Genomic DNA, 21,159 nt, shown 5'->3' on the forward strand with positions numbered 1-21,159 from the left:
ACCCCGCCGCCCGCGGCGCCATACTGGGCGGGCCGGGCGCGGAAACCGTGGCGCCAAGGGGCGAATGCAACTGTCGGGACGGTCCGATCGAAAATCGGGACGCCACGGGCGACACTTTGCCATGTTCACCTTTTCTGCGCCGCTGCGGCGGCTGATCTATGTTCTCGCCTTCGAAGCGGGGGCCATCGCGCTCTCGACGGCTTTGCTGACCCGGCTCAGCGAGGGCCCGGCGGCCGAGTCGCTTGGTGTCTCCGTCCTCGTGACGGTGATCGCGCTGATCTGGAACCTCGTCTTCAACACCGGCTTCGAGGCGGCCGAACACCGCTTCCGGCTGCGCCGCACCCTTTGGCTGCGCGCGCTGCATGCGCTGGGCTTCGAGGGCGGGCTCTTCCTGTTCACCGTGCCGCTCTACATGGGCTTTTACGGCGTCACCTTCACAGAGGCCGTCGCGATGGAGGCGGTGCTGCTGCTGTGCTTCCTGATCTACACCTTCTTCTTCACCTGGGGCTTCGACCGGCTCTTCCCGCGCCCGCCGCTGCCCGCCCGGGGCTGACCCGCTGGGCTGCCCGGCCCTTGTTTCCAAGGCTTGCGTTGACGCCCGCCCGGCTTCGCCTCTAAATGGCGCAGGAACTGAACAAGGACACAAGATATGGCCCTCACGGCGAAGCCTTTGAGTGCATTGGGGCTGACCGCCCGCCCGGGAAGCGACGTTGCGGTGACGGGCCTTGCGGTGGACAGCCGCCTCGTCAAGCCCGGGCATCTGTTCGCGGCGCTGCCCGGCACCAAGCTGCATGGCGCAACCTTCGTGACGGCAGCGCTGGAGCGCGGCGCGGGCGCGGTGCTGACCGACCGCGCGGGCGAAGACATCGCGCGGCAGGCGCTGGCGGGCAGCGCCGTGCCGCTGCTTGTCGTCGAGGATGCGCGGCTGGCGCTTTCCTGTGCCGCGGCGCTGTTCTTCGGCGCGCAGCCCGCGACGATGGTGGCGGTGACCGGCACGAACGGCAAGACCTCGGTTGCGACCTTCACCCGGATGATCTGGCAGGCGCTTGGCCTTGACGCCGCCAACATCGGCACCACCGGGGTCGAGGGCGCCTTTGCCGCGCCCTCCAGCCACACCACGCCCGAGCCGATCACCCTGCACCGGCTTCTGGCCGAGATGGCGGCGGCGGGCGTCACCCATGCGGCGATGGAGGCAAGCTCGCACGGGCTGGCGCAGCGGCGTCTGGATGGCGTGATGCTGAAAGCCGCCGCCTTCACCAATTTCACCCAGGATCACCTCGATTACCACGCCAGCTTTGACGAGTATTTCGACGCCAAGGCCGGTCTCTTTACCCGCGTCCTGCCCGAGGAGGCGACCGCGGTGATCAACACCGACGATCCGAAGGGGCCGGGGCTCGCGGCGCTGGCGCAGGCGCGCGGGCAAAAGCTGATCCGGGTCGGGCATGGCACTGTCTGCGAGATCCAGCTGCAGGGGCAGCGTTTCGACGCGGGCGGGCAGGATGTGCGGTTTCTCTGGCAGGGCGGGCCGCAGATGGTGCGCCTGCCGCTGATTGGCGGCTTTCAGGCGATGAACGTGCTGACCGCGGCGGGGCTGGTGATCGCCTGCGGCGCCGAGCCGAAAGCGGTCTTTGACGCACTGGGGCAACTTGCGACGGTGCGCGGCCGGATGCAGCTGGCCGCGACGCGCACGAACGGCGCCACCGTCTTCGTCGATTTCGCCCATACGCCCGATGCGGTCGAAACCGCGCTCCGGGCGCTGCGCCCGCATGTGCTGGGCCGCATCATTGCCATCGTCGGCGCGGGGGGCGACCGGGACCGCAGCAAACGGCCGCTGATGGGCGCGGCCGCCGCGGCCCATGCCGATGCGGTCATCGTCACCGACGACAACCCCCGCACCGAAGACCCGGCCTTGATCCGCGCCGCGGTGATGGCGGGGGCGGGGCCGGAGGCTGCCGAAGTGGGCGACCGCGCCGAGGCGATCTTGCGCGGTGTCGATGCGCTGGGCCCGGGCGATGCGCTGTTGATCATGGGCAAGGGGCACGAACGCGGCCAGGTCATCGGCACCGATGTCTTCCCCTTTGACGATGCCGAACAGGCCTCGATCGCCGTGGCTGCCTTGGATGGGACGATCTGACATGGCTGTTTTGTGGACCTCGATCGATGCGGCCGTCGCCACCGGCGGGCGCGCCACACGGCCGTTCATGGCGACGGGGCTCTCGATCGACACCCGCTCGATCCGCCCGGGCGAAATGTTCGTGGCGCTGAAAGACGCGCGCGACGGCCATGATTTCGTGGCGGACGCGCTGAAAAAGGGCGCCGCCTGCGCGCTGGTCAGCCGCATCCCCGAGGGCTGCTCCGAGGAAGACCCGCTGCTGCTCGTGTCCGATGTGCTGACGGCGCTCGAAGATCTGGGCCGCGCCGGGCGGGCGCGCACGCGTGCGCAGGTGATCGCGGTGACAGGCTCTGTCGGCAAGACCTCGACCAAGGAGATGCTGCGCGCGGTGCTCTCGGCGCAGGGCCGCGTTCATGCCGCCGAGGCCAGCTTCAACAATCACTGGGGCGTGCCGATCACGCTGGCCCGGATGCCCGCCGAGGCCGATTTCGCGGTGATCGAGATCGGCATGAACCACCCGGGGGAGATTTCGCCGCTGGTCAAGATGGCGCGACCCCATGCCGCGATGATCACCACGGTCGCCGCGGCGCATCTGGAGGCCTTCGAAACCCTCGACGACATCGCCCATGAGAAGGCCGCGATCTTCGACGGGCTGGAGCCCGGCGGCACCGCCGTCGTGCCCACCGGCCTTGCCGCGACGGAGATCCTTTTGGCTGCGGCAAAGGCGCGCGCCGGGCAGGTGGTGACCTTTGGTCCGGCGCCCGGATCGGACTACCGTCTGGTCAGTGCCAAGATCGCGGGCGACGCCACGATCGTGCAGGCCGAACAGGCCGGAAAGCCCATGCTTTTCAAGGTGATGACGCCCGGAAAACACTTTGCGAACAATGCCTTGGGGGTTCTTGCCCTGGCGCGCGCGGTGGGCGCCGATCCGGCCGTGGCGGCGCTGGACATCGCGCTTTGGGCGCCCCCCGCCGGGCGCGGCACGCGCGAGCGGATCTGGCTTGATCTGATTGACGAAGCGCAAAGCTTCGATCTCTTCGACGATGCCTTCAACGCCAATCCCGCCTCGATGGAAGCGGGTCTCGAGGTGCTCGCCGGACAGGTTCCGCGCGACGGGGTGGGGCGGGTCAAACGCGGCCGTCGGGTGGCCATTCTGGGCGACATGCTGGAGCTTGGCGCGGGGGAGGCGCGGCTTCATGCCGCGATTGCCGAACTGCCCGCAATGGTATCGATAGACATCGTGCATCTGGCCGGACCGCGGATGCGGGCGCTTCACGAAGCGCTGCCGCGGGAGAAGCGGGGCGAATGGGTCGAGACCGCCAGGGATCTGGCCGCCCGCGCGCCGCATCTGGTCGATGCAGGGGATGTGGTGCTGGTAAAAGGATCGAAAGGCTCGAAGGTTTCGCTCGTGGTTGACGCGCTCAGAAAACTCGGTCAGCCCGGCGCGGCAGAGGCCTTCAAGGGAAAAGAATAATGCTTTACTGGCTTGCGAACCTTTCGGACGGGGGCGATTTCTTCAACCTCTTCCGCTACATCACCTTCCGCGCCGGTGGGGCCTTCTTCACCGCGCTGATCTTCGGCTTCCTGTTCGGGCGGCCCTTGATCGACATGCTGCGCCGCAAGCAGGGCAAGGGCCAGCCGATCCGCAACGACGGCCCTGCCACTCATTTCGCCAAGGCGGGCACGCCGACGATGGGGGGCTTGCTGATCCTCTCGGCGCTGCTTTTCGCGACGCTGCTTTGGGCGCGGCTCGACAATGGCTATGTCTGGATCGTGCTGGGCGTCACCTATGGCTATGCCGCGATCGGCTTTGCCGATGATTACGCCAAGGTGACGAAGCAGAACGTCAAGGGCGTCTCGGGGCGCACCCGCATGGCGCTGGGCCTCGCACTGGCCGCGCTGGCGGCGGTCTTTGCCGCGCTGATGCATCCGCCGGAACTGACCAACATGCTGGCGCTGCCGGTGTTCAAGGACGTGCTGATCAACCTTGGCATCTTCTTCGTGCCCTTCGCGATGTTCGTGATCGTCGGCGCCGCCAATGCGGTGAACCTGACCGACGGGCTGGATGGTCTGGCGATCATGCCGGTGATGATCGCGGCCGGAACGCTGGGCGGCATCGCCTATGTCGTGGGTCGGGCCGACTTCACGCAATATCTGGGCGTCAATTTCGTGCCCGGCACCGGCGAGCTGTTCGTCTTCACCGCCGCGCTGATCGGCGGCGGGCTCGGCTTCCTGTGGTACAACGCGCCGCCCGCGGCGGTGTTCATGGGCGACACCGGCAGCCTTGCCCTGGGCGGTGCGCTGGGCGCGATTGCCGTTTGCACGAAGCACGAGCTTGTCCTCGGCGTCGTCGGCGGGCTTTTTGTCGTCGAGGCGCTCTCGGTCATCATTCAGGTGGCTTACTTCAAGGCCACCGGCAAACGGGTGTTCCTGATGGCACCCATCCACCACCACTTCGAGAAGAAGGGCTGGGCCGAACCGCAGATCGTGATCCGTTTCTGGATCGTTTCGCTGATCCTTGCGCTGATAGGCCTTGCCACGCTGAAGATCCGCTGACCCTTGAAAAGGAAGGAAGACCCGCATGATCAAGAACTTCACGGACCCGCTGAAAGTCACGGCGCTGCTGCTGCCGTGCCTCGTGTTCTTTGCCAACCTGACCGGCATGAGCAATCTGACGCTGGGCTGGGGCCCGGTTTTCGCGCTGACCGTCGGCACGCTGGCGCTGTGCAAGTTCCTCGACGTGATCGTCGGCGCCGATACCCGGCCGATGACCGCCGAGCGCGCCCGGACCTCGGTCTGGGTGTTCCTCGCGCTTCTGAACGTCGTGGCGCTGATCTTCGCGATGACGCAGCCGGGCCTTGCGCCGGTGGCCTTCGCGGGCGCCGTCGTGCTCTGCTTCGTCTCGATCGCGGGCTATGCGCTGAAGAAGCGCTGAGACCCTGACATCGGCGGGGGCGCAAGCGCCCCCGATGCGGCCGCCGGGCCTTGCCGCCCGGCACCCGATACGTCCTGCGGGCGCCGGATCGGGTGTTTCGCCGCGCTGCCCGCGCTTTGGCCGCCGCGCCCCAGAACGCGCGCCCCGGCCCCTCAAGGATGTGCGGCGGCCCGGGAATGCGGGCAGACCGGGCCGACCGCCGCCTTTCCTCCCACGCCGTCCGTCAGGTTCCGCTTTTGACAAAGCGGGTTGCGCCGCCTGCGGCGTCGCCCGAAAGGGGGGCTGCGCGCCCCCCTCTTGGTCCGCTGGCGCGGCCCAATTCACCCCCGCGGGATATTTCGGCCAAGGTGAAACGGGAAGAAGGGCTTTTCCTTTCATCTTGGCTCAAATATCCCACGGGGGTGCGGGGGTGTGAAACCCCCGCAGCTTACGGAGGTCGCGGATGATACCGGTTCAGGGATATGAGGGCGCGCGCGTCGCGGTGCTGGGGCTCGGGCGCTCGGGTCTGGCGACGGCGGCGGCGCTGAAGGCAGGGGGCGCGCAGCCCGTGCTGTGGGACGACAGCCCCGAGGCCCGCGCCAAGGCCGAGGCCGCGGGCTACAGCTGCACCGATCTGACCCGGCAGGGCGCCTTTGAGGGCATCGCGGCGCTGATCACCTCGCCCGGCATTCCGCATCTTTACCCGCGCCCCAATCCGGTCATCGCCGCGGCGATGGCGGCAGGCGTTCCGGTCGACAATGACATCGGGCTGTTCTTCCGCTCCTGGGCGACGGCGGGCTGGGACGATTTCGACGTCACGCCGCGCAGCATCTGCATCACCGGCTCGAACGGCAAATCGACGACGACGGCGCTGATCCACCACATCCTGAAACACGCAGGGCGCCCGACCCAGATGGCGGGCAACATCGGCCGTGGTGTCCTTGACCTTGATCCGCCCGTCGATGGCGAGGTGGTGGTGCTGGAACTGTCGAGCTACCAGACCGATCTGGCCCGCGCGCTGACCCCCGACATCGCGGTTTTCACCAATCTTTCGCCCGACCACATGGACCGCCATTCCGGCATGGGCGGCTATTTCGCCGCCAAGCGTCGTCTGTTCGCCGAAGGCGCGCCCGACCGCGCGGTGATCGGCATCGACGAGCCTGAGGGCGTCTATCTGGCCAATCAGATGGCGATGGGGCGCGAGGATGACCGGGTGATCCGGGTTTCCGCCGCGCAGAAACTGGGCGATTTCGGCTGGTCGGTCTTTGCGCGCAAGGGGTTTTTGGCGGAGTGGCGCAAGGGGCGGCAGGTCGCCTCGATCGATCTGCGCGCCGTCAAGGCGCTGCCCGGCGCGCATAACCACCAGAACGCCTGCGCCGCCTATGCCGCCTGCCGCAGCCTTGGCCTGGCGCCGAAGCTGATCGAGGAGGCCTTTCACAGTTTCGGCGGGCTGCCGCACCGCAGCCAGACCATCGCGGAAAAGCGCGGCGTGCGCTATGTCAACGACAGCAAGGCCACCAATGTCGACAGCGCGGCGAAGGCGCTGGAGGCGTTCCAGAACATCCGCTGGATCGTCGGCGGCATGGGCAAGGAGGGCGGCGTTGCGGCGCTGAAACCGCTTTTGGGCACTGTGAAGAAGACCTATTTCATCGGCCATTCGGGGCGCGATTTCGCGCTGGAACTGGCCCCGCTCGCGCATGAGATCTGCGAGACGATGGAACGCGCCGTGGCCCGCGCCGCGGAGGAGGCCGAGCCCGGCGATACCGTGCTTCTGGCCCCCGCCGCGGCCAGTTTCGACCAATATCCGAATTTCGAAAAGCGCGGCGAGCATTTCACCGCGCTGGCGCAGGCGCTGCCCGACTGAGGCGGCGCTTGCGGGGGGCCGCGCGGGCGGCCATACTCGTCCCGAACCCGCAACAGGCGAGAGCGCAGCGATGATGGTGTTTCCCCGCGAGAACCTCGTGTTCTTCGCGGTTCCGAAAACCGGCACCACCGCGATCGAGGCGGCGCTGGACGCCCGCGCCGCGATCGTGCTGCGCGATCCGCCGCAGATGAAGCACCTGACCGTGGCCAGCTATGCCCGGGTGCTGCAGCCGCTTCTGAAGGCCGATTACGAGATGATGGCGGTGATCCGCCATCCGCTCGACTGGCACGGCTCGCAGTATCGCTATCGCAGCCGCCCGGCGCTGAAGGGCACGGCGCGCTCGACCGCAGAGGTCAGTTTCGCCGATTTCATCGCGCGGATGCTGACGCCCGGCAACCCCGAGGCCGAAGGGTCGCAATCGCGGTTTCTTTGCCTGAAGGACGGCAGCTGCCCGGTGCGGCATCTGTTCCGCTACGAGGCGCAAGACCGCATTCTGGCCTTTCTGGCCGAGCGCTTCGGCGGCCCGGTGGCGCTGCCCGTCGTCAATGTCTCGCCCCGCCGCGCGCTCGATCTGCCCGAGGCGCTGCGCGCGGCGCATGAAACCCGGTTTGCCCGCTGCTATCACATGTGGGAGACGGCGCAGCATTGAGGAGGAACGCATGACCGAAAGCCTGACCGGCCGTTGCCCCTGCGGGCAGGTGAGCTACCACCTGACCGCGGCGCCGATGATCACCCATGCCTGTCATTGCAGCTGGTGCCAGCGCGAGACCGGCACCGCCTTCGCGCTCAACGCGATGATCGAGACCGACCGGCTGCAGGTCACGGGCGCGGTCGATTACGTGCTGACGCCCTCGGCCTCGGGTAAGGGGCAGGAGATCGCGCGCTGTCCCAGCTGCCGCGTCGCCGTTTTCAGCCATTATGCCGGGGCAGGGCGGGCGCTGGCCTTCGTGCGCGTCGGCACGCTGGACAGCCCCGCCGCCTGTCCGCCCGATGTGCATATCTTTACCGCGACGAAACAGCCCTGGGTGGTGCTACCCGCAGGCGCGCAGGTGTTCGAAGAATATTACAAAAGCGCCGAGGTCTGGTCGCCCGAAGCGCTGGAGCGGCGCCGCGCGGCGCTCTCACGGGTGGGCTGAGCCCGCCCGCCACGCGGTGCTTTTCAACCGGCCCCCTTTGCGCTAGGGCTTCGCACGACGAATCCGACGGAGACAGCGATGACCGAGCGCAAGAATGGCCTGACCTATGCCGATGCAGGCGTGGATATCGACGCGGGCAATGCGCTCGTCGAACGGATCAAACCGGCGGCGAAACGCACCAGCCGCCCCGGCACTGTCTCGGGGCTGGGTGGCTTCGGCGCGCTGTTTGATCTCAAGGCCGCGGGCTACAATGACCCGATCCTTGTCGCCGCGACCGATGGCGTCGGCACCAAGCTGCGCATCGCCATCGACACCGGCGTCGTCGATACGATCGGCATCGACCTTGTGGCGATGTGCGTGAACGATCTGGTCTGTCAGGGCGCCGAGCCCTTGTTCTTCCTGGATTATTTCGCGACCGGCAAGCTTGAGGTCGCGCAGGCCGCCACCATCATCGAGGGCATCGCCGAGGGCTGCGCGCAATCGGGCTGCGCGCTGATTGGCGGCGAAACCGCCGAAATGCCGGGCATGTATGCGAAGGACGATTTCGATCTGGCGGGCTTTGCCGTCGGCGCGATGGAACGCGGCTCGGATCTGCCCGCGGGGGTCGTGGCGGGCGACGTGCTGTTGGGCCTTGGCTCGAACGGCGTGCATTCGAACGGCTACAGCTTCGTGCGCAAAGTGGTGGAACTGTCGGGCCTTGGCTGGGATGCGGCCTCGCCGTTTTCCGAGGGCACGCTGGGGCAGGCGCTGCTCGCGCCGACCCGGCTTTACGTGAAACAGGCGCTTTCGGCGATCCGCGCGGGGGGCGTGCATGCGCTCGCCCATATCACCGGCGGCGGGCTGACGGAAAACCTGCCGCGCGTGCTGCCGGAAGGGCTGGGTGCGACGATCGATCTGTCCTCCTGGCCGCTGCCGCCGGTCTTCCGCTGGCTGGCCGAGACCGCGAACATGGCCGAGCCGGAACTGCTCAAGACCTTCAACTGTGGCATCGGCATGATCTGCGTTGTCGATGCGGCGCAGGCCCCGGCGCTGAAGGCGCTTCTGGAAGCCGCGGGCGAAACCGTGACCGTGATCGGCACCGTGACCGAGGGGCAGGGCGTCGCCTATACGGGCAAGCTGTTGTGACCACCCGCGTCGCGATCCTGATTTCGGGCAGCGGGTCGAACATGATCCGTCTGGTCGAGGACATGCAGGGCCTGGGCCATGCGACGCCGGTTCTGGTCGCCTCGAACGACCCGACGGCGGCGGGGATCGACCGCGCCGCGCGTCTGGGCGTGGCGACGGCGGTGATCGATCACCGCCCTTTCGGTAAGGATCGCGCGGCGTTTGAGGCGGAACTGCTGAAACCGATCCTGATGGCCGAGCCCGATGTTCTGTGCCTTGCGGGCTTCATGCGCGTGCTGACGCCCGAGTTCGTGACGCGCTTTGCCGGTCGGATGCTGAACATCCACCCGTCGCTTTTGCCGAAATATCCGGGGCTGCACACGCATCAGCGCGCGATCGAGGCGGGCGATGCCGAGGCGGGCTGCACCGTGCATGAGGTGACACCGGTTCTGGATGACGGCCCGATCCTCGGTCAGGCGCGGGTGCCGGTCGTGGCGGGGGACACCGCCGAAACCCTGGCTGCCAGGGTTCTGGCGCAGGAACACAAGCTTTACCCCGCCGTGCTGCGCCGCTTCGTGACCGGCAACCGCAGCCGTCTGGATCTCTAGGCAGCCAAGCCCTGTTCGGGCGGAGCAGGAAAGGCACGGCCTTTCCCCGCCCGTATCGCAACAGCCGCCGCAAGACCGTTTCCCCAAGCGCAACAGAGGCCAGCGCCCGTCCCGGCGGGCGAGAAGCGCCCGCCATGGGCGGGGCGGGCGCTGGCCGAGTGCCTGATGCACTCGGCGGTCACGGGGCTGATGTGCCACGTGACCTCGGCGATGGCCTCGGTCAAGACGGCGTTGCCTGCCGCCCGGCTCACAACCTTTTGTGCATTCCTGCAACGACACGCTTTCCTTTGTGCGGACAAATGCCTAAACCGAAGACATGGGCGGGATGACCCCGCGATCCCCGGGAAAGGCACGATGCAGACGATTACCACCACCGACGCACTGGAGCAGTTCTGCACCCGCGCCAAGGCTGCCCCCTATGTGACGGTCGATACCGAGTTCCTGCGTGAACGCACCTACTGGTCGAAGCTCTGTCTGGTGCAGATGGCGCTTCCCGGCAAGGACGGCGAGGCGGTTCTGCTCGATCCGCTGGTCGAAGGCCTGTCGCTCGAACCGCTTTACGACCTCTTTCGCCACCCGGGCACGGTCAAGGTCTTCCACGCCGCCCGGCAGGATCTGGAGATTTTCTTCACCGAGGCCGGGGTCTTCCCGCTGCCGCTGTTTGACACCCAGGTCGCGGCGATGGTCTGCGGCTTTGGCGAGCAGGTCGGCTACGAGACGCTGGTGAAGAAGATCGCCAAGCAATCGCTCGACAAGACCTCGCGCTTCACCGACTGGTCGCGTCGCCCGCTGACCGATGCGCAAAAGGCCTATGCGCTGGCCGATGTCACCCATCTGCGAGTGATCTACGAATTCCTCTCGAAAGAGCTGAAGAAATCGGGCCGCGAGCAATGGGTCGAGGAGGAAGAGGCGATCCTTCTGAACCCCGAGACCTATATCACCCGCCCCGAGGAAGCCTGGGAACGGGTGAAGACGCGGACGAATTCGGGGCGGTTCATGGCGGTCGTGCGCGAACTGGCCCGCTTCCGCGAAGCTTACGCGCAGGGCAAGAACATCCCGCGCTCGCGCGTCTTCAAGGATGATGCGCTTTTGGAGCTGGCCTCGACGAAGCCGGTGTCGCTGGAGGAGCTGGGCAAGTCGCGGCTTTTGCTGCGCGAGGCGCGGCGGGGTGACATTGCCGAGGGCATCATCGCGGCGGTGAAGGCCGGGCTTGAAACCAAGCCCGAGGATTTCCCGCGCGTGCCCGATGAAGATGCGCAGCTGCAGGTGAACACGGCGCTCGCCGATCTGCTGCGGGTGCTTTTGAAGGCGAAATCCGAAGAGGCCGGGGTGGCGGCGAAGCTGATCGCCACCGCCTCGGATCTGGACCGGATCGCCGCGGGCAAGCGCGATGTCGGCGCGCTGACCGGCTGGCGGCTCGATGTCTTTGGCAATGACGCGCTGCGGCTGGCCAAGGGCGAGATCGCGCTGACTGCTGCGGGCGGCTCGGTGCGGGTGGTGCAGGTCTGAACCTGCCACGGTTTTTCGGGCGGAGAAGGAAAGGCAGCGCCTTTCCCCGCCCGTGTCGTAACCGCTGCAGCACGACCGTTTCCCCAGGCACGACAGAGGCCGGCGCCTGACCCGGCGGGCGAGAAGCGCCCGCCGAGGGCGGGGCGGGCGCTGGCCGGGGACCTTTGGGCCCCCGGCGGTCCCGGGGCTGATGTGTCGCGTGACCTCGGCGATGGCCTCGGTCAGATCAGACGGCCGCGTCAGAACGGCACGTCGTCGAGCCCCACGGCGGGTTTCAGGAACCCGGCCTTGACATGTTTCGACCCGGCTTTCTCGAATTCGATCAAGGCGGTATCGCCTTCAAGGTCGATCACCTCGCCATAGCCGAACTTGACATGGAACACCCGGTCGCCAATGCCGAAGGCGAGGCTGTCCACCGTCGTCACCGTGCGCGCTTTGAGGCGCGGCGGCGTGCTGGCGCGGCTTTCCATCCGCTTCCAGCCCGGGGAATTGTAGACATCGGCCTTGGTCGCGCGGCTCTCCAGACTGCCAAAGCCGGTCTGCGTCGCCGCGCCGAAGCCGCCGCCGTAAAGCCCGGGCGGGGTCAGGATTTCGACATGACGGACAGGCAATTCATCGATGAAGCGCGAGGGCAGCTGCGACTGCCATTGCCCGTAAACCCGGCGGTTGCCCGCGAAGGAAATCGTGCAAAGCGCCTCGGCCCGGGTGATGCCCACGTAAGCCAGCCGGCGTTCTTCCTCCAAGGCGCGCAAGCCGCCCTCGTCCAGCGCGCGCTGGCTCGGAAACAGCCCATCTTCCCAGCCGGGCAGGAAAACCGCGGGAAATTCAAGGCCCTTCGCAGCGTGAAGGGTCATGATCGAGACCTTGTCCTCGGACTGGTCCTTGTCATTGTCCATGATCAGCGCGACGTGTTCGAGGAAGCCCTGCAGATTCTCGAAGCCTTCCAGCGCCTTGACCAGTTCCTTGAGGTTTTCCAGCCGCCCCGGCGCCTCGGGCGTCTTGTCGGCCAGCCACATGTCGGTATAACCGCTGTCCTCCAGAATGGTTTCGGCCAGCCGCACATGATCGGCGTTTTCCAGCACCGCCGCATGCCAGCGCCCGATGCCGTCGAGGAACGCGCGCAACGCGCCTGCCGCCTTGCCGCCAATCGCGCCCTGTTGCAGCGCGGCTTTCGCGCCCATGACCAGACCGGCTTCGGCCTGACGGGCGCAGGTCCGGATCATCGCCTGTGCCTTGTCGCCCAGACCCCGTTTGGGCAGGTTCACCACCCGCTCGAAGGCCAGATCGTCATCGGGGGAAACGGCGAGGCGGAAATAGGCCATCGCATCGCGGATTTCCTGCCGTTCATAAAACCGCGGTCCGCCGATGACGCGATAGGGCAGGCCGATGGTCAGGAACCGGTCTTCGAAAGCCCGCATCTGATGGCTGGCGCGGACCAGAATCGCCTGTCCGTTCAACGGGATGGGATCAAGGCCGCGGGTGCCGCGCGACAGGCTCTCGACCTCTTCGCCGATCCAGCGCGCTTCCTCGTCGCCGTCCCAATGGCCGATCAGTCGCAGCTTTTCGCCGCCCTTTTCCGCCGTCCACAGCTCCTTGCCCAGCCGGTCGCGGTTGGCGGCGATCAGGCCGGAGGCAGCCGCCAGAATATGTTCGGTCGAGCGGTAGTTCTGTTCCAGCCGCACCACCACCGCGCCGGGAAAATCCTTTTCGAACCGCAGGATATTGCCCACCTCGGCGCCGCGCCAGCCGTAGATCGACTGGTCGTCATCGCCCACACAGCAGATGTTGCGATGCCCCTGCGCCAAGAGCCGCAGCCACAGATATTGCGCGGTGTTGGTGTCCTGATATTCGTCGACAAGGATATATTTGAAGCGCCGCTGATAGTCGGCAAGCACGTCGGGGTGACGCTGAAAGATCGTCACCATGTGAAGCAGCAGATCGCCGAAATCGACGGCGTTCAGCGTGCGCAGGCGGTCCTGATAGGCGGCGTAAAGCTCGGAGCCGCGGTTGTCGAAATGCGCCGTCTCCTCGCCGCGGACATGCTCGGGCGTCCAGGCGCGGTTCTTCCAGCTGTCGATCAGCCCGGCCAGCTGCCGCGCTGGCCAGCGTTTTTCGTCCATGTTCGCGGCGATGATCAGCTGTTTCAAAAGCCGGATCTGGTCGTCGGTATCCAGAATCGTGAAGTTCGAGCGCAGCCCGACCAGTTCCGCGTGACGGCGCAGCTGCTTGACGCAGACCGAGTGGAAGGTGCCCAGCCACGGCATGCCTTCGAGCGTCTGCCCCATCAGACGGCCGATGCGGTCTTTCATTTCCCGCGCCGCCTTGTTGGTGAAGGTGACGGCCAGAACCTCGTTCGGCCGGGCGCGGCCGGAATGGATCAGATGCGCGATGCGCGAGGTCAGCGCCTTGGTCTTGCCGGTGCCCGCGCCCGCAAGCATCAGAACGGGGCCGTCGAGCGCCTCGACTGCCCGCCGCTGCGCGTCGTTCAAGCCATCCAGCCAGGGCGTGCCAACCGGCCCCCGCGCCGCCATCATGGCGCGTTGCGACAGGCTCAGCCCGCCGAAATCGTCATCATCAAGGATACTGCTCATGGGACGCCACTATAGCTTGCGTTCCGGCAAAGCCAAGATCCGTTCGACTTTTGTTCGCATGGGGGCGGGTTGATTTTTCCTTGAGAGTGATGCAACCTTGGGTTGATAATGTGAATTTTTTAGATGAGGCCGAGTTGTGTTGACGAACTCCTGCGCGAAGTTTTCCTTTCTTCTCAGCCGGGCCGATGCTCTCGCATGGGAGCATCTTCCGAACCGGATGAACGGGTTTCAGCGGTTTCTTTTGACGGCTTGGTTGATCTCTGCAGCGTTCTGGGTGCTGGTGCTGCCCTTGGGCGTGCAAGCTCCCTGGGGGATGATACTGCTGGAGCTGCTGCCGTTTTTTCTTTTGCATTATGGACTTGCTGCTGTCGTGCTGTCGGCTTGGGCTCGGATACAGGCAAAGCGACGTATCCCGGTACCCGTCGAGGCCCAGCTGGAAGACCTTGGGGAAAGTCTGGTTTGGACGCTTGGTATGCGCCCATCTGTCATGATTGCGCCTGAGGCGATCCGCCAGGTGCGTCTGGGGCCCGGCCATGTCTTCATCGAAGCGCCGCCAGAGCTGATCATCATCCCGAGGCCCGTCTTCGGAACGGCGCAGGCTGCGGAAGACTTCGCGATGCGATGGGAAGAGCGTCGCACCATGTGTTTTCTGTAACTCAAACCCCCCGGGCGATCCCGCGCGGCAAACCCGATGCCGATGCGCGATCCCCCGGGGGGCGCGGGTCACACGGGCGGAAGGGGCGCCTTCCGCACCGCGTCACCCGGCATGCACAAGCGATGCGAACAATTTCGGATCAAGGCTCGCGCTGGCGAAAGTGGGGCCTTCCGTCAGCACGGCCACCGCATCGTGGCTGTGCAGGCTTTCCTGATGGCTGGCGATGACGCGGAAATCCGCCACCCGCGGCTCGGCCATCAGCCCCGCCGCGAAAGAGCGCACCGCATCTTCGACAAAGATCGGATTGGCGGCGTTCAACTCGGCAAAGGCCTGTTCGTCCTCGCGCTTCACCATCACCTGGGTTTCCGTCGGCACATTCGCCCGGGCAATCTCGATCAGGTCTTCGAACCAGAGTGTCTTGCCCGGCTCGATCACCACCGAGATCCGCGCCACCGAGCGTTGCGAATGCGGCGTCGCCAGCCGCCCGCGGCGGATCCGGGCATCTTCGCTGAGTTCGAGCGAGCAGGGGCAGGTCGAGGAATAGACGTAATCGAGATGCACGATCTTGGTGCGCACCCCCGCCTGTTCGACCAGCTCCAGCGCGATGTCGTAATATTGCCAGCCGCGCAGGCCGGACCGCAGGCTGTCGACCTGCAAGGGCAGCGAAAACCGCATCATCAGCCGCGCGTCGAAGCTTTCCAGATGGTCGATATAGTCATCCAGCGCCGCCGCCATCACCTCGAAGGAAAATTCGCTTTCCGAATGGGCATAGAAGCTGCGCAGGATGCGCGACATGTTGATGCCCTTCTTTTCCGCCTCAAGGCTGACGGTGCCGGTGACCGAGGTTTCCAGCATCACATCGCCACCATCCCGCAGCTTGTAGCGGATCGGCAGGCGGAAATTCGAGATGCCGACATGCTCGATCCGGGTCTTCGCGCCGCGGATCAGCGAGGACGGCCCGTTCTGCAGATCGGGCATCGCGGCCTTGTAGGCGTCATCGGGGCGGAATTCGGCGTCATAGACGCGGGCCAGCTCCGGATAGGGGCCGGGCACCGGGGTGAAAAGACGGGCAATCGCCGGGTCAAGCGCCGCCACCTCGGCGGGATGCGCCTGTGCCACAAAGGCCCGCAGCAGCTCAAGCGCGGCCTTGGCTTCTGCCGTGTCGGGCGTGTCGATGCGTCCGTGGATATTCATGGCGTCTCCCTTTCGCCTGTCGCGCAAAATTCGATATGGGAGTGAGACGCGGAAAGTCCAACCGAAGTTGCACAAGAAACGACGAAAGCGCCGGGAAAATCTTCTAAACTGCAATGCAATTCGCGTCAGGGTTGAAAGCGGAGGGGCGCATAGCGTCCCTCTGCTTTCAAGATCCCAGCAATTTCAGGGCCTTGCGCCTGATCCGCGCTCAGCCCGCCTCGCCGCATTCGCCCAAAGCGACTTCCAGCGCCGAGCGGATGTCCTCGACCAGATCGGCCGTATCCTCGATGCCGAAGGAAATCCGCACCAGACCGGGGGTGATGCCGATCAGGGCCCGGTCCTCATCGGTCAGGTTCTTGTGCGTCGTCGTCGCCGGATGCGTCGCGATCGATTTCGCATCGCCGAGGTTGTTCGAGATCGACACCACATCGAGCGCGTCCAGGAAGCGGAAGGCGACCTCCTTGCCGCCCTCGAAATCGATCCCGAGCATCGTGCCGCCCGCGCCCATCTGCGCCATCGCCAGCGCATGTTGCGGGTGGCTGGCCAGCCCCGGATAGATCACCCGGTTCACATGCGGATGGCCGTCGATCGCCTCGGCGACCGCCTTGGCCGAAGCCGCCTGCGCCCGCACCCGCAGATCCAGCGTCTGCAGGCCATTGAGCAGCAGCCAGGCATGAAACGGGCTCATCGCGCCGCCGGTGTGCTTGACGTAGGTTTCCAGCGGGCCGCGGATGAAGTCGCGCGTGCCGCAGACGACCCCGCCCAGCACCCGGCCGCCGCCGTCGATGTGCTTCGTCGCCGAATAGACGATGACATCGGCGCCAAGATCGACCGCGCGCGAAAAGATGGGCGAGGCAAAGGCGTTGTCGACCACGACGAGGGCGCCGACCGCATGGGCGATTTCCGCCACGCCCTTGATGTCGATCACCTCAAGCCCCGGATTGGACACGCTTTCGAAGAAGCAGATCTTTGTCGTGGCCTTGACCGCCGCGCGCCAGTTTTCAAGATCGGCGCCGTCGATCAGCGTCACCTCGACGCCGAAGCCCGCCAGCACCTTGAGCACATGCAGGCAGGACCCGAACATCTGCCGCGCCGCGACGACATGATCGCCGGTCTTCAGACAGCAGCTCAGCGCGCCGTTGATCGCCGCCATGCCCGAGGCGCAGGCAAAGGCATCCTCGGTGCCCTCGATCGCGGCCATCCGGTCTTCGAACATCCGCGTCGTCGGGTTGCCGTAACGGGCATAGATGAATTCATCCTCGCCGGCCTCGATGAACCGCGCCTCGGCGGCCCCGGCCGAGGGGTAGATGAACCCCTGTGTCAGAAACAGCGCCTCGGCCATTTCGCCGAACTGGCTGCGCCGGATCCCCTCGTGGACCAGTTTCGTGCGTGTGCGCCACTCGCTCATCGTCGTCTCCCCGGGATCTTGCGGAATTTCTTCGGATAAGCCGCTGTTTGGCATGGGTCAAGGCCGGGACCCGTTCAAACCTTTAAGAGAATCACATGCGCCCGGAAAATGACCAGCGCAACAGACCCGAGGAGGTGCCCAATGAAAGTCGTATCCATCGTAGGCCCATCGCAGGCCGGCAAGACCACGCTTGCCGAGGCGTTGGCCACGCTCGAAGGGGCCAAACCGCGCAAACATGTGCTTTTCGGCGAGACCGCCGTGACGCGCTTCGCTTTCATGGGGGAAGACTGGGCGCTTCTGGACGCGCCCGGAGGGGCCGACCATCTGCCGCAGCTTGGCCCGATGCTTGCAGCCTCGGATGCCGTCGTTTTGTGCATTCCCGCCGAGACCGAGGCGGCGGTGCTCTGCGCGCCCTATCTGCGGCTGGTCGAGGCCGCGGCCCTGCCGACCTTCATCTTCATCAACAAGATCGACATCGCGCAGGATCGCACCAGTGAAATCGTGGCGGCGTTGCAGAATTTCTGCCCGCATGGAATCGTGCTGCGGCAGATCCCGATCCGCAAGGACGGTCAGGTGATCGGCGCGGTCGATCTGATTTCCGAACGCGCCTGGGAATATCACGATCATGCGCGCTCCTCGCTGATGGAACTGCCCGCCGAAATCCGCGACCGCGAGGCCGAGGCGCGGGCGGAACTGCTCGAACATCTGGCCGATTTCGACGAGGCGCTTTTGACCGAGCTGATCGAGGATCAGGCCCCGATGACCGACGAGGTCTATGAGGTCTCGACCAAGGTCTTGCAACATCACGATCTTCTGCCCGCGCTGCTGGGTTCGGCCGGGCATGGCAACGGCATGATGCGGCTGATGAAAAGCCTGCGTCACGAAGTGCCGGACGTGGCGGAAACCCGCGCGCGCATCGGCGCGCTGGCGGTGGGCGCCTTGGCCGATACGGTCAAGCATCTGGGCAAGACGGTGCTGATCCGCGCGCTGTCCGAGGGGGTCGCGCCCGGGGCGAAGCTCTGCGGCGCGGCCGTGGGCTCGATCGTCGATGTCGATGGCAAGACCCCGCTTGGGGCGCTGAAGGCCGGCGAGATCGGGCTGACGGTGAAGACCGATCACCTCAGCCTGACCGGCCCGCTTTACACCGGCGAAGGTATCCTGCCCAATCCCGACTGGATGGCGCCGCATGCGGCGAACCACCGGCTGATCCTGGAACCCGAAAACGAGCGCGACGAGACCCGGCTGGCCGCGGCCCTGCCGAAATTGCTGGAAATCGACCCGGGGCTGAGCCTTGGCACCGATCCCGCGACCGGCAAGACCGTGCTGGGCACGCAGGGCCCGCTGCATCTGCGCCGGGTGCTGGAAAAGCTCGAGGCCGATTTCGGGCTGAAACTGGCCACGGCACCGCTGGTCGCGGCTTTGTGCGAAACCATCACCGGCACGGCGCAGAAACAATATCGCCACCGCAAGCAATCGGGCGGCGCGGGGCAATTCGCCGATGTGGTGATCGAGGTCAGCCCGCTGCCCCGCGGCGAGGGCTTCCGCTTCACCGAAACCGTCAAGGGCGGCGCGGTGCCGCGCAATTACATCCCCTCGGTCGAGGCGGGCGCGCGCGAGGCTTTGGCGGCCGGGCCGAAGGGGCATCCGGTGGTGGATCTGGCGGTGAACCTGTCGGACGGCAAGCATCACGCGGTCGACAGTTCCGATCACGCTTTCCGCACCGCGGGCAAGATGGCGCTGCGCGAGGCGCTGGCGGAAATCGGCACCGTCGTTCTGCAGCCGGTCAGCAAGGTGGTGATCTCGGTGCCCGCGACCTATGCGGGCGGGCTTTCGCCGCTCGTGTCCGGGCTCAAGGGGCAGGTGCTGGGCTTTGCGGCCGATCCGGCCGCCAAGGGCTGGGATCTGTTCGAGGCGCTGATGCCCGCGTCGTCGCTGCCCGAGCTCTTCCAGTCGCTCGGCGGCGCCACCCGCGGCACGGCCAGCTTCACCGCCACGCTCGATCACTACGAAGAGCAGTATTGAGCGGCTGATCCGACCGAAAAAGGGCGGTCCCCCGGGGCCGCCCCTTGCGATTTCCCGCCGCGCTCAGCGGCTGATCGCGTTTGACCGCCGCGGTCAGCGGCTGATCGAGCGCTGGCTGTCGGCGCCGATCACCACGACCTTCGTCACCTCGGCCAGCACGACATTGTCGATGAAGGCCGCCGCCGTCACTTCGCGCGATTGCGCGGTGCTGACGCGGGTTGCCGCCGGGCTGCCCGGATCGGGCCAGGCGACGACGAAGCGATAGGTCATCACGCCCTCGACCGGCTTGCCGTCGTTCTCCGCCAGAAGCTTCGCCCCCCACCAGCCCTGTGTCGGCGTCAGGCCGGTGGCGGCGACGATCGCGCCGCCCTGGGTCTGTTTCACTTCGATCGCGGTGACCTGGGCGATCAGCTCGCGCGGGTCTTTCTTGACGTCGGGGTAGCCGTCCTTCGGCGCGAGCGTCATCACCTCTTCATGCTTGAACCAGTTCCACGGGTTCAGCTTCGACTGTCCGCAGCCCGCAAGCGCCACGGCCAGCGCAAGCGAAAGGGCCACGGGGGCGGGGCGGAGACGCAGGAACATCGGGCACCTCGGGAGGCTTGGGTCGGGTCTTGCCTTGGGTAGCCGATCCGGCCCGGTTTGAAAAGCGGCGTTTGGCCCGGCGCTTGCGCGCGCCGCCGCGCAGCTCTTGCCGCGCCGCCGCATGAAGGCTAGGCAAGGGAAAACGCAGGAGTTTCCCATGGCCAGCCCCGCCTTTGAAGAGATCGCCGAAACCTTCGACTTCCTCGACGATTGGGAGGAGCGCTACCGCCATGTGATCGAACTGGGCAAGGCGCTTCCCGCGCTCGATGACGCGCTGAAAGTGCCCGCGACCAAGGTCGAGGGCTGCGCCAGCCAGGTCTGGCTGATGCCGCGGATTGCGGGCACCGGGCCGGGGGCGGTCTTCGATTTCGAGGGCGCCTCGGATGCGATGATCGTGCAGGGGCTGATCGCGCTGTTGCACGCGCTTTACGCCGGTCTGATCGTCGCCGAAGTGGGCGCCATCGATGCGAAGGCGGAACTCGGTCGGCTGGGTCTGAACGAACATCTGTCCAGCCAGCGCTCGAACGGTCTGGCGGCGATGGTCGAGCGCATCCGCAAGCTGGCCGCCGAGGCCGCCGCCGCCTGAGCCCTGACCCTGCACATCCGCACAGATCCTGCGCGGGCCTTCCCCCTTTGCGCAAGGACGTGGCTTTGCTACGTTTTCGCGAAAGGAGCATGACATGGACAAGAGCGGACATCGCCCGGTCGTGGGGATCATCGGCAACCGCGGGCTGATCAACGACCGCTATCCGATCCACGAGGGCGGGCAGATGAATTCCTGCGCCGTGGCCAATGTCGCGGGCTGTCTGCCGCTGCTGATCCCCGCCGATCCGACGATGGTCTCGGTCGCGGAGCTGATGCGGGTCTGCGACGGGTTTCTGCTGACCGGCGGGCGGCCGAACATCCATCCGTCGGAATATGGTCACGCGGAAACCGACAGGCACGGCACCTTTGATCGCGCCCGCGATGCGATCACGCTGCCGCTGGTGCGGGCCTGCGTTGCGGCGGGGCAGCCGTTTTTCGGCATCTGCCGCGGCTTTCAGGAGGTGAATGTGGCGATGGGTGGCACGCTGCATCCCGAAATCCGCGAATTGCCGGGGCGGATGAACCACCGCATGCCGCCCGAGGGCACGCTGGAAGAGGCCTTCGCGCTGCGCCATCGGGTGGTGCTGACCCCCGGCGGGCGCTTTGCGCGGCTCTTCGGCACCGAAGAGGTGATGACCAACACCCTGCACGGGCAGGGAATTTGCCAGCCCGGGGCGCGCATCGTGATCGAGGGTCGGGCCGAGGATGGCACGCCCGAGGCAATTTTCGTGGACGGCGCGGCGGGGTTCACGCTGGCCGTGCAATGGCATCCCGAGTGGAATGCGGCGAGTGATCCGGTCTCGCGGCCGTTGTTTCAGGCTTTTGGCGAGGCGGTGCGGGATTTTGCCGCCGCGCGCCGGTGACGGGCGGCGCA

The 21,159-nt window shown here is 66.4% G+C and carries 19 protein-coding genes; 15 read left to right on the plus strand and 4 right to left on the minus strand.

Translation table 11 applies throughout. From position 1 onward, the window contains the following. Nucleotides 1-121: 121 nt before the first annotated feature. The 11 genes from LY44_RS02520 to rnd all read left to right on the plus strand — a co-directional run bounded on the left by LY44_RS02520 (nucleotide 122) and on the right by rnd (nucleotide 11,248). Nucleotides 122-553, plus strand: a complete 432-nt coding sequence (locus LY44_RS02520) for a PACE efflux transporter (protein WP_055208895.1) — start codon at nucleotides 122-124, stop codon at nucleotides 551-553. Nucleotides 554-649: 96 nt separating this feature from the next. Then, nucleotides 650-2,134, plus strand: coding sequence for a UDP-N-acetylmuramoyl-L-alanyl-D-glutamate--2,6-diaminopimelate ligase (locus LY44_RS02525; protein ID WP_055208893.1), 1,485 nt, complete (start codon nucleotides 650-652; stop codon nucleotides 2,132-2,134). Between the two features lies 1 nt (nucleotide 2,135). Further along, nucleotides 2,136-3,587, plus strand: coding sequence for a UDP-N-acetylmuramoyl-tripeptide--D-alanyl-D-alanine ligase (locus tag LY44_RS02530; RefSeq protein WP_055208891.1), 1,452 nt, complete (start codon nucleotides 2,136-2,138; stop codon nucleotides 3,585-3,587). Then, on the plus strand, nucleotides 3,587-4,669 hold the full coding sequence (gene mraY, locus LY44_RS02535) for a phospho-N-acetylmuramoyl-pentapeptide-transferase (RefSeq protein WP_055208889.1): 1,083 nt from the start codon (nucleotides 3,587-3,589) through the stop codon (nucleotides 4,667-4,669). Before LY44_RS02530 ends, mraY begins: the two co-directional genes overlap by 1 nt. 25 nt (nucleotides 4,670-4,694) lie before the next feature. Continuing rightward, entirely contained in the window at nucleotides 4,695-5,048 is a 354-nt protein-coding gene (locus LY44_RS02540) for a hypothetical protein (protein ID WP_055208887.1), read from the plus strand. A gap of 442 nt (nucleotides 5,049-5,490) precedes the next feature. Next, complete coding sequence (gene murD / locus LY44_RS02545; protein ID WP_055208885.1) at nucleotides 5,491-6,891, plus strand: UDP-N-acetylmuramoyl-L-alanine--D-glutamate ligase; 1,401 nt, start codon at nucleotides 5,491-5,493, stop codon at nucleotides 6,889-6,891. 70 nt (nucleotides 6,892-6,961) lie between these two features. Beyond that, entirely contained in the window at nucleotides 6,962-7,540 is a 579-nt protein-coding gene (locus tag LY44_RS02550; RefSeq protein ID WP_055208883.1) for a hypothetical protein, read from the plus strand. Nucleotides 7,541-7,562: 22 nt separating this feature from the next. Beyond that, nucleotides 7,563-8,027: a GFA family protein gene (locus tag LY44_RS02555; RefSeq protein WP_223230745.1), complete on the plus strand. Its 465-nt coding sequence runs from the start codon at nucleotides 7,563-7,565 to the stop codon at nucleotides 8,025-8,027. A 78-nt stretch (nucleotides 8,028-8,105) separates the two neighbouring features. Then, nucleotides 8,106-9,152, plus strand: coding sequence for a phosphoribosylformylglycinamidine cyclo-ligase (gene purM / locus LY44_RS02560; protein WP_055208879.1), 1,047 nt, complete (start codon nucleotides 8,106-8,108; stop codon nucleotides 9,150-9,152). After that, entirely contained in the window at nucleotides 9,149-9,739 is a 591-nt protein-coding gene (purN, locus tag LY44_RS02565; protein WP_081024470.1) for a phosphoribosylglycinamide formyltransferase, read from the plus strand. The genes purM and purN overlap by 4 nt, the downstream gene beginning before the upstream one ends. A 354-nt stretch (nucleotides 9,740-10,093) precedes the next feature. Next, nucleotides 10,094-11,248 (plus strand): ribonuclease D, encoded by a 1,155-nt coding sequence (gene rnd / locus LY44_RS02570; RefSeq protein ID WP_055256444.1) that lies wholly within the window; start codon nucleotides 10,094-10,096, stop codon nucleotides 11,246-11,248. A 239-nt stretch (nucleotides 11,249-11,487) separates the two neighbouring features. Here rnd and LY44_RS02575 read toward each other — a convergent pair whose 3' ends face one another. After that, a complete protein-coding gene (locus LY44_RS02575) occupies nucleotides 11,488-13,839 on the minus strand; it encodes an ATP-dependent helicase (RefSeq protein ID WP_055208875.1) in 2,352 nt (783 codons plus the stop codon). 139 nt (nucleotides 13,840-13,978) lie between these two features. Between LY44_RS02575 and LY44_RS02580 the strand changes: the two genes are divergently transcribed. Continuing rightward, entirely contained in the window at nucleotides 13,979-14,494 is a 516-nt protein-coding gene (locus tag LY44_RS02580; RefSeq protein ID WP_146707193.1) for a hypothetical protein, read from the plus strand. Nucleotides 14,495-14,596: 102 nt separating this feature from the next. Here the strand turns inward: LY44_RS02580 and folE2 are convergent, their stop codons facing one another. Then, the gene (gene folE2, locus LY44_RS02585; protein ID WP_055208871.1) at nucleotides 14,597-15,688 is read right to left on the minus strand and encodes a GTP cyclohydrolase FolE2; all 1,092 of its coding nucleotides are present in this window, start codon (nucleotides 15,686-15,688) and stop codon (nucleotides 14,597-14,599) included. Nucleotides 15,689-15,896: 208 nt separating this feature from the next. After that, complete coding sequence (gene metZ / locus LY44_RS02590; RefSeq protein ID WP_055208870.1) at nucleotides 15,897-17,096, minus strand: O-succinylhomoserine sulfhydrylase; 1,200 nt, start codon at nucleotides 17,094-17,096, stop codon at nucleotides 15,897-15,899. A 141-nt stretch (nucleotides 17,097-17,237) separates the two neighbouring features. Here metZ and LY44_RS02595 point away from each other — a divergent pair, with 141 nt between their 5' ends. Next, complete coding sequence (locus LY44_RS02595) at nucleotides 17,238-19,118, plus strand: elongation factor G (RefSeq protein WP_055208867.1); 1,881 nt, start codon at nucleotides 17,238-17,240, stop codon at nucleotides 19,116-19,118. 93 nt (nucleotides 19,119-19,211) lie between these two features. Here the strand turns inward: LY44_RS02595 and LY44_RS02600 are convergent, their stop codons facing one another. Beyond that, a complete protein-coding gene (locus tag LY44_RS02600; RefSeq protein ID WP_055208865.1) occupies nucleotides 19,212-19,700 on the minus strand; it encodes a hypothetical protein in 489 nt (162 codons plus the stop codon). Nucleotides 19,701-19,857: 157 nt separating this feature from the next. Between LY44_RS02600 and LY44_RS02605 the strand changes: the two genes are divergently transcribed. Further along, complete coding sequence (locus LY44_RS02605; RefSeq protein WP_055208863.1) at nucleotides 19,858-20,286, plus strand: SufE family protein; 429 nt, start codon at nucleotides 19,858-19,860, stop codon at nucleotides 20,284-20,286. 94 nt (nucleotides 20,287-20,380) lie between these two features. Next, entirely contained in the window at nucleotides 20,381-21,148 is a 768-nt protein-coding gene (locus tag LY44_RS02610) for a gamma-glutamyl-gamma-aminobutyrate hydrolase family protein (RefSeq protein WP_055208861.1), read from the plus strand. Nucleotides 21,149-21,159: the final 11 nt, after the last annotated feature.

This window comes from Rhodobacter capsulatus, from assembly GCF_003254295.1.
GTDB lineage: Bacteria > Pseudomonadota > Alphaproteobacteria > Rhodobacterales > Rhodobacteraceae > Rhodobacter > Rhodobacter capsulatus.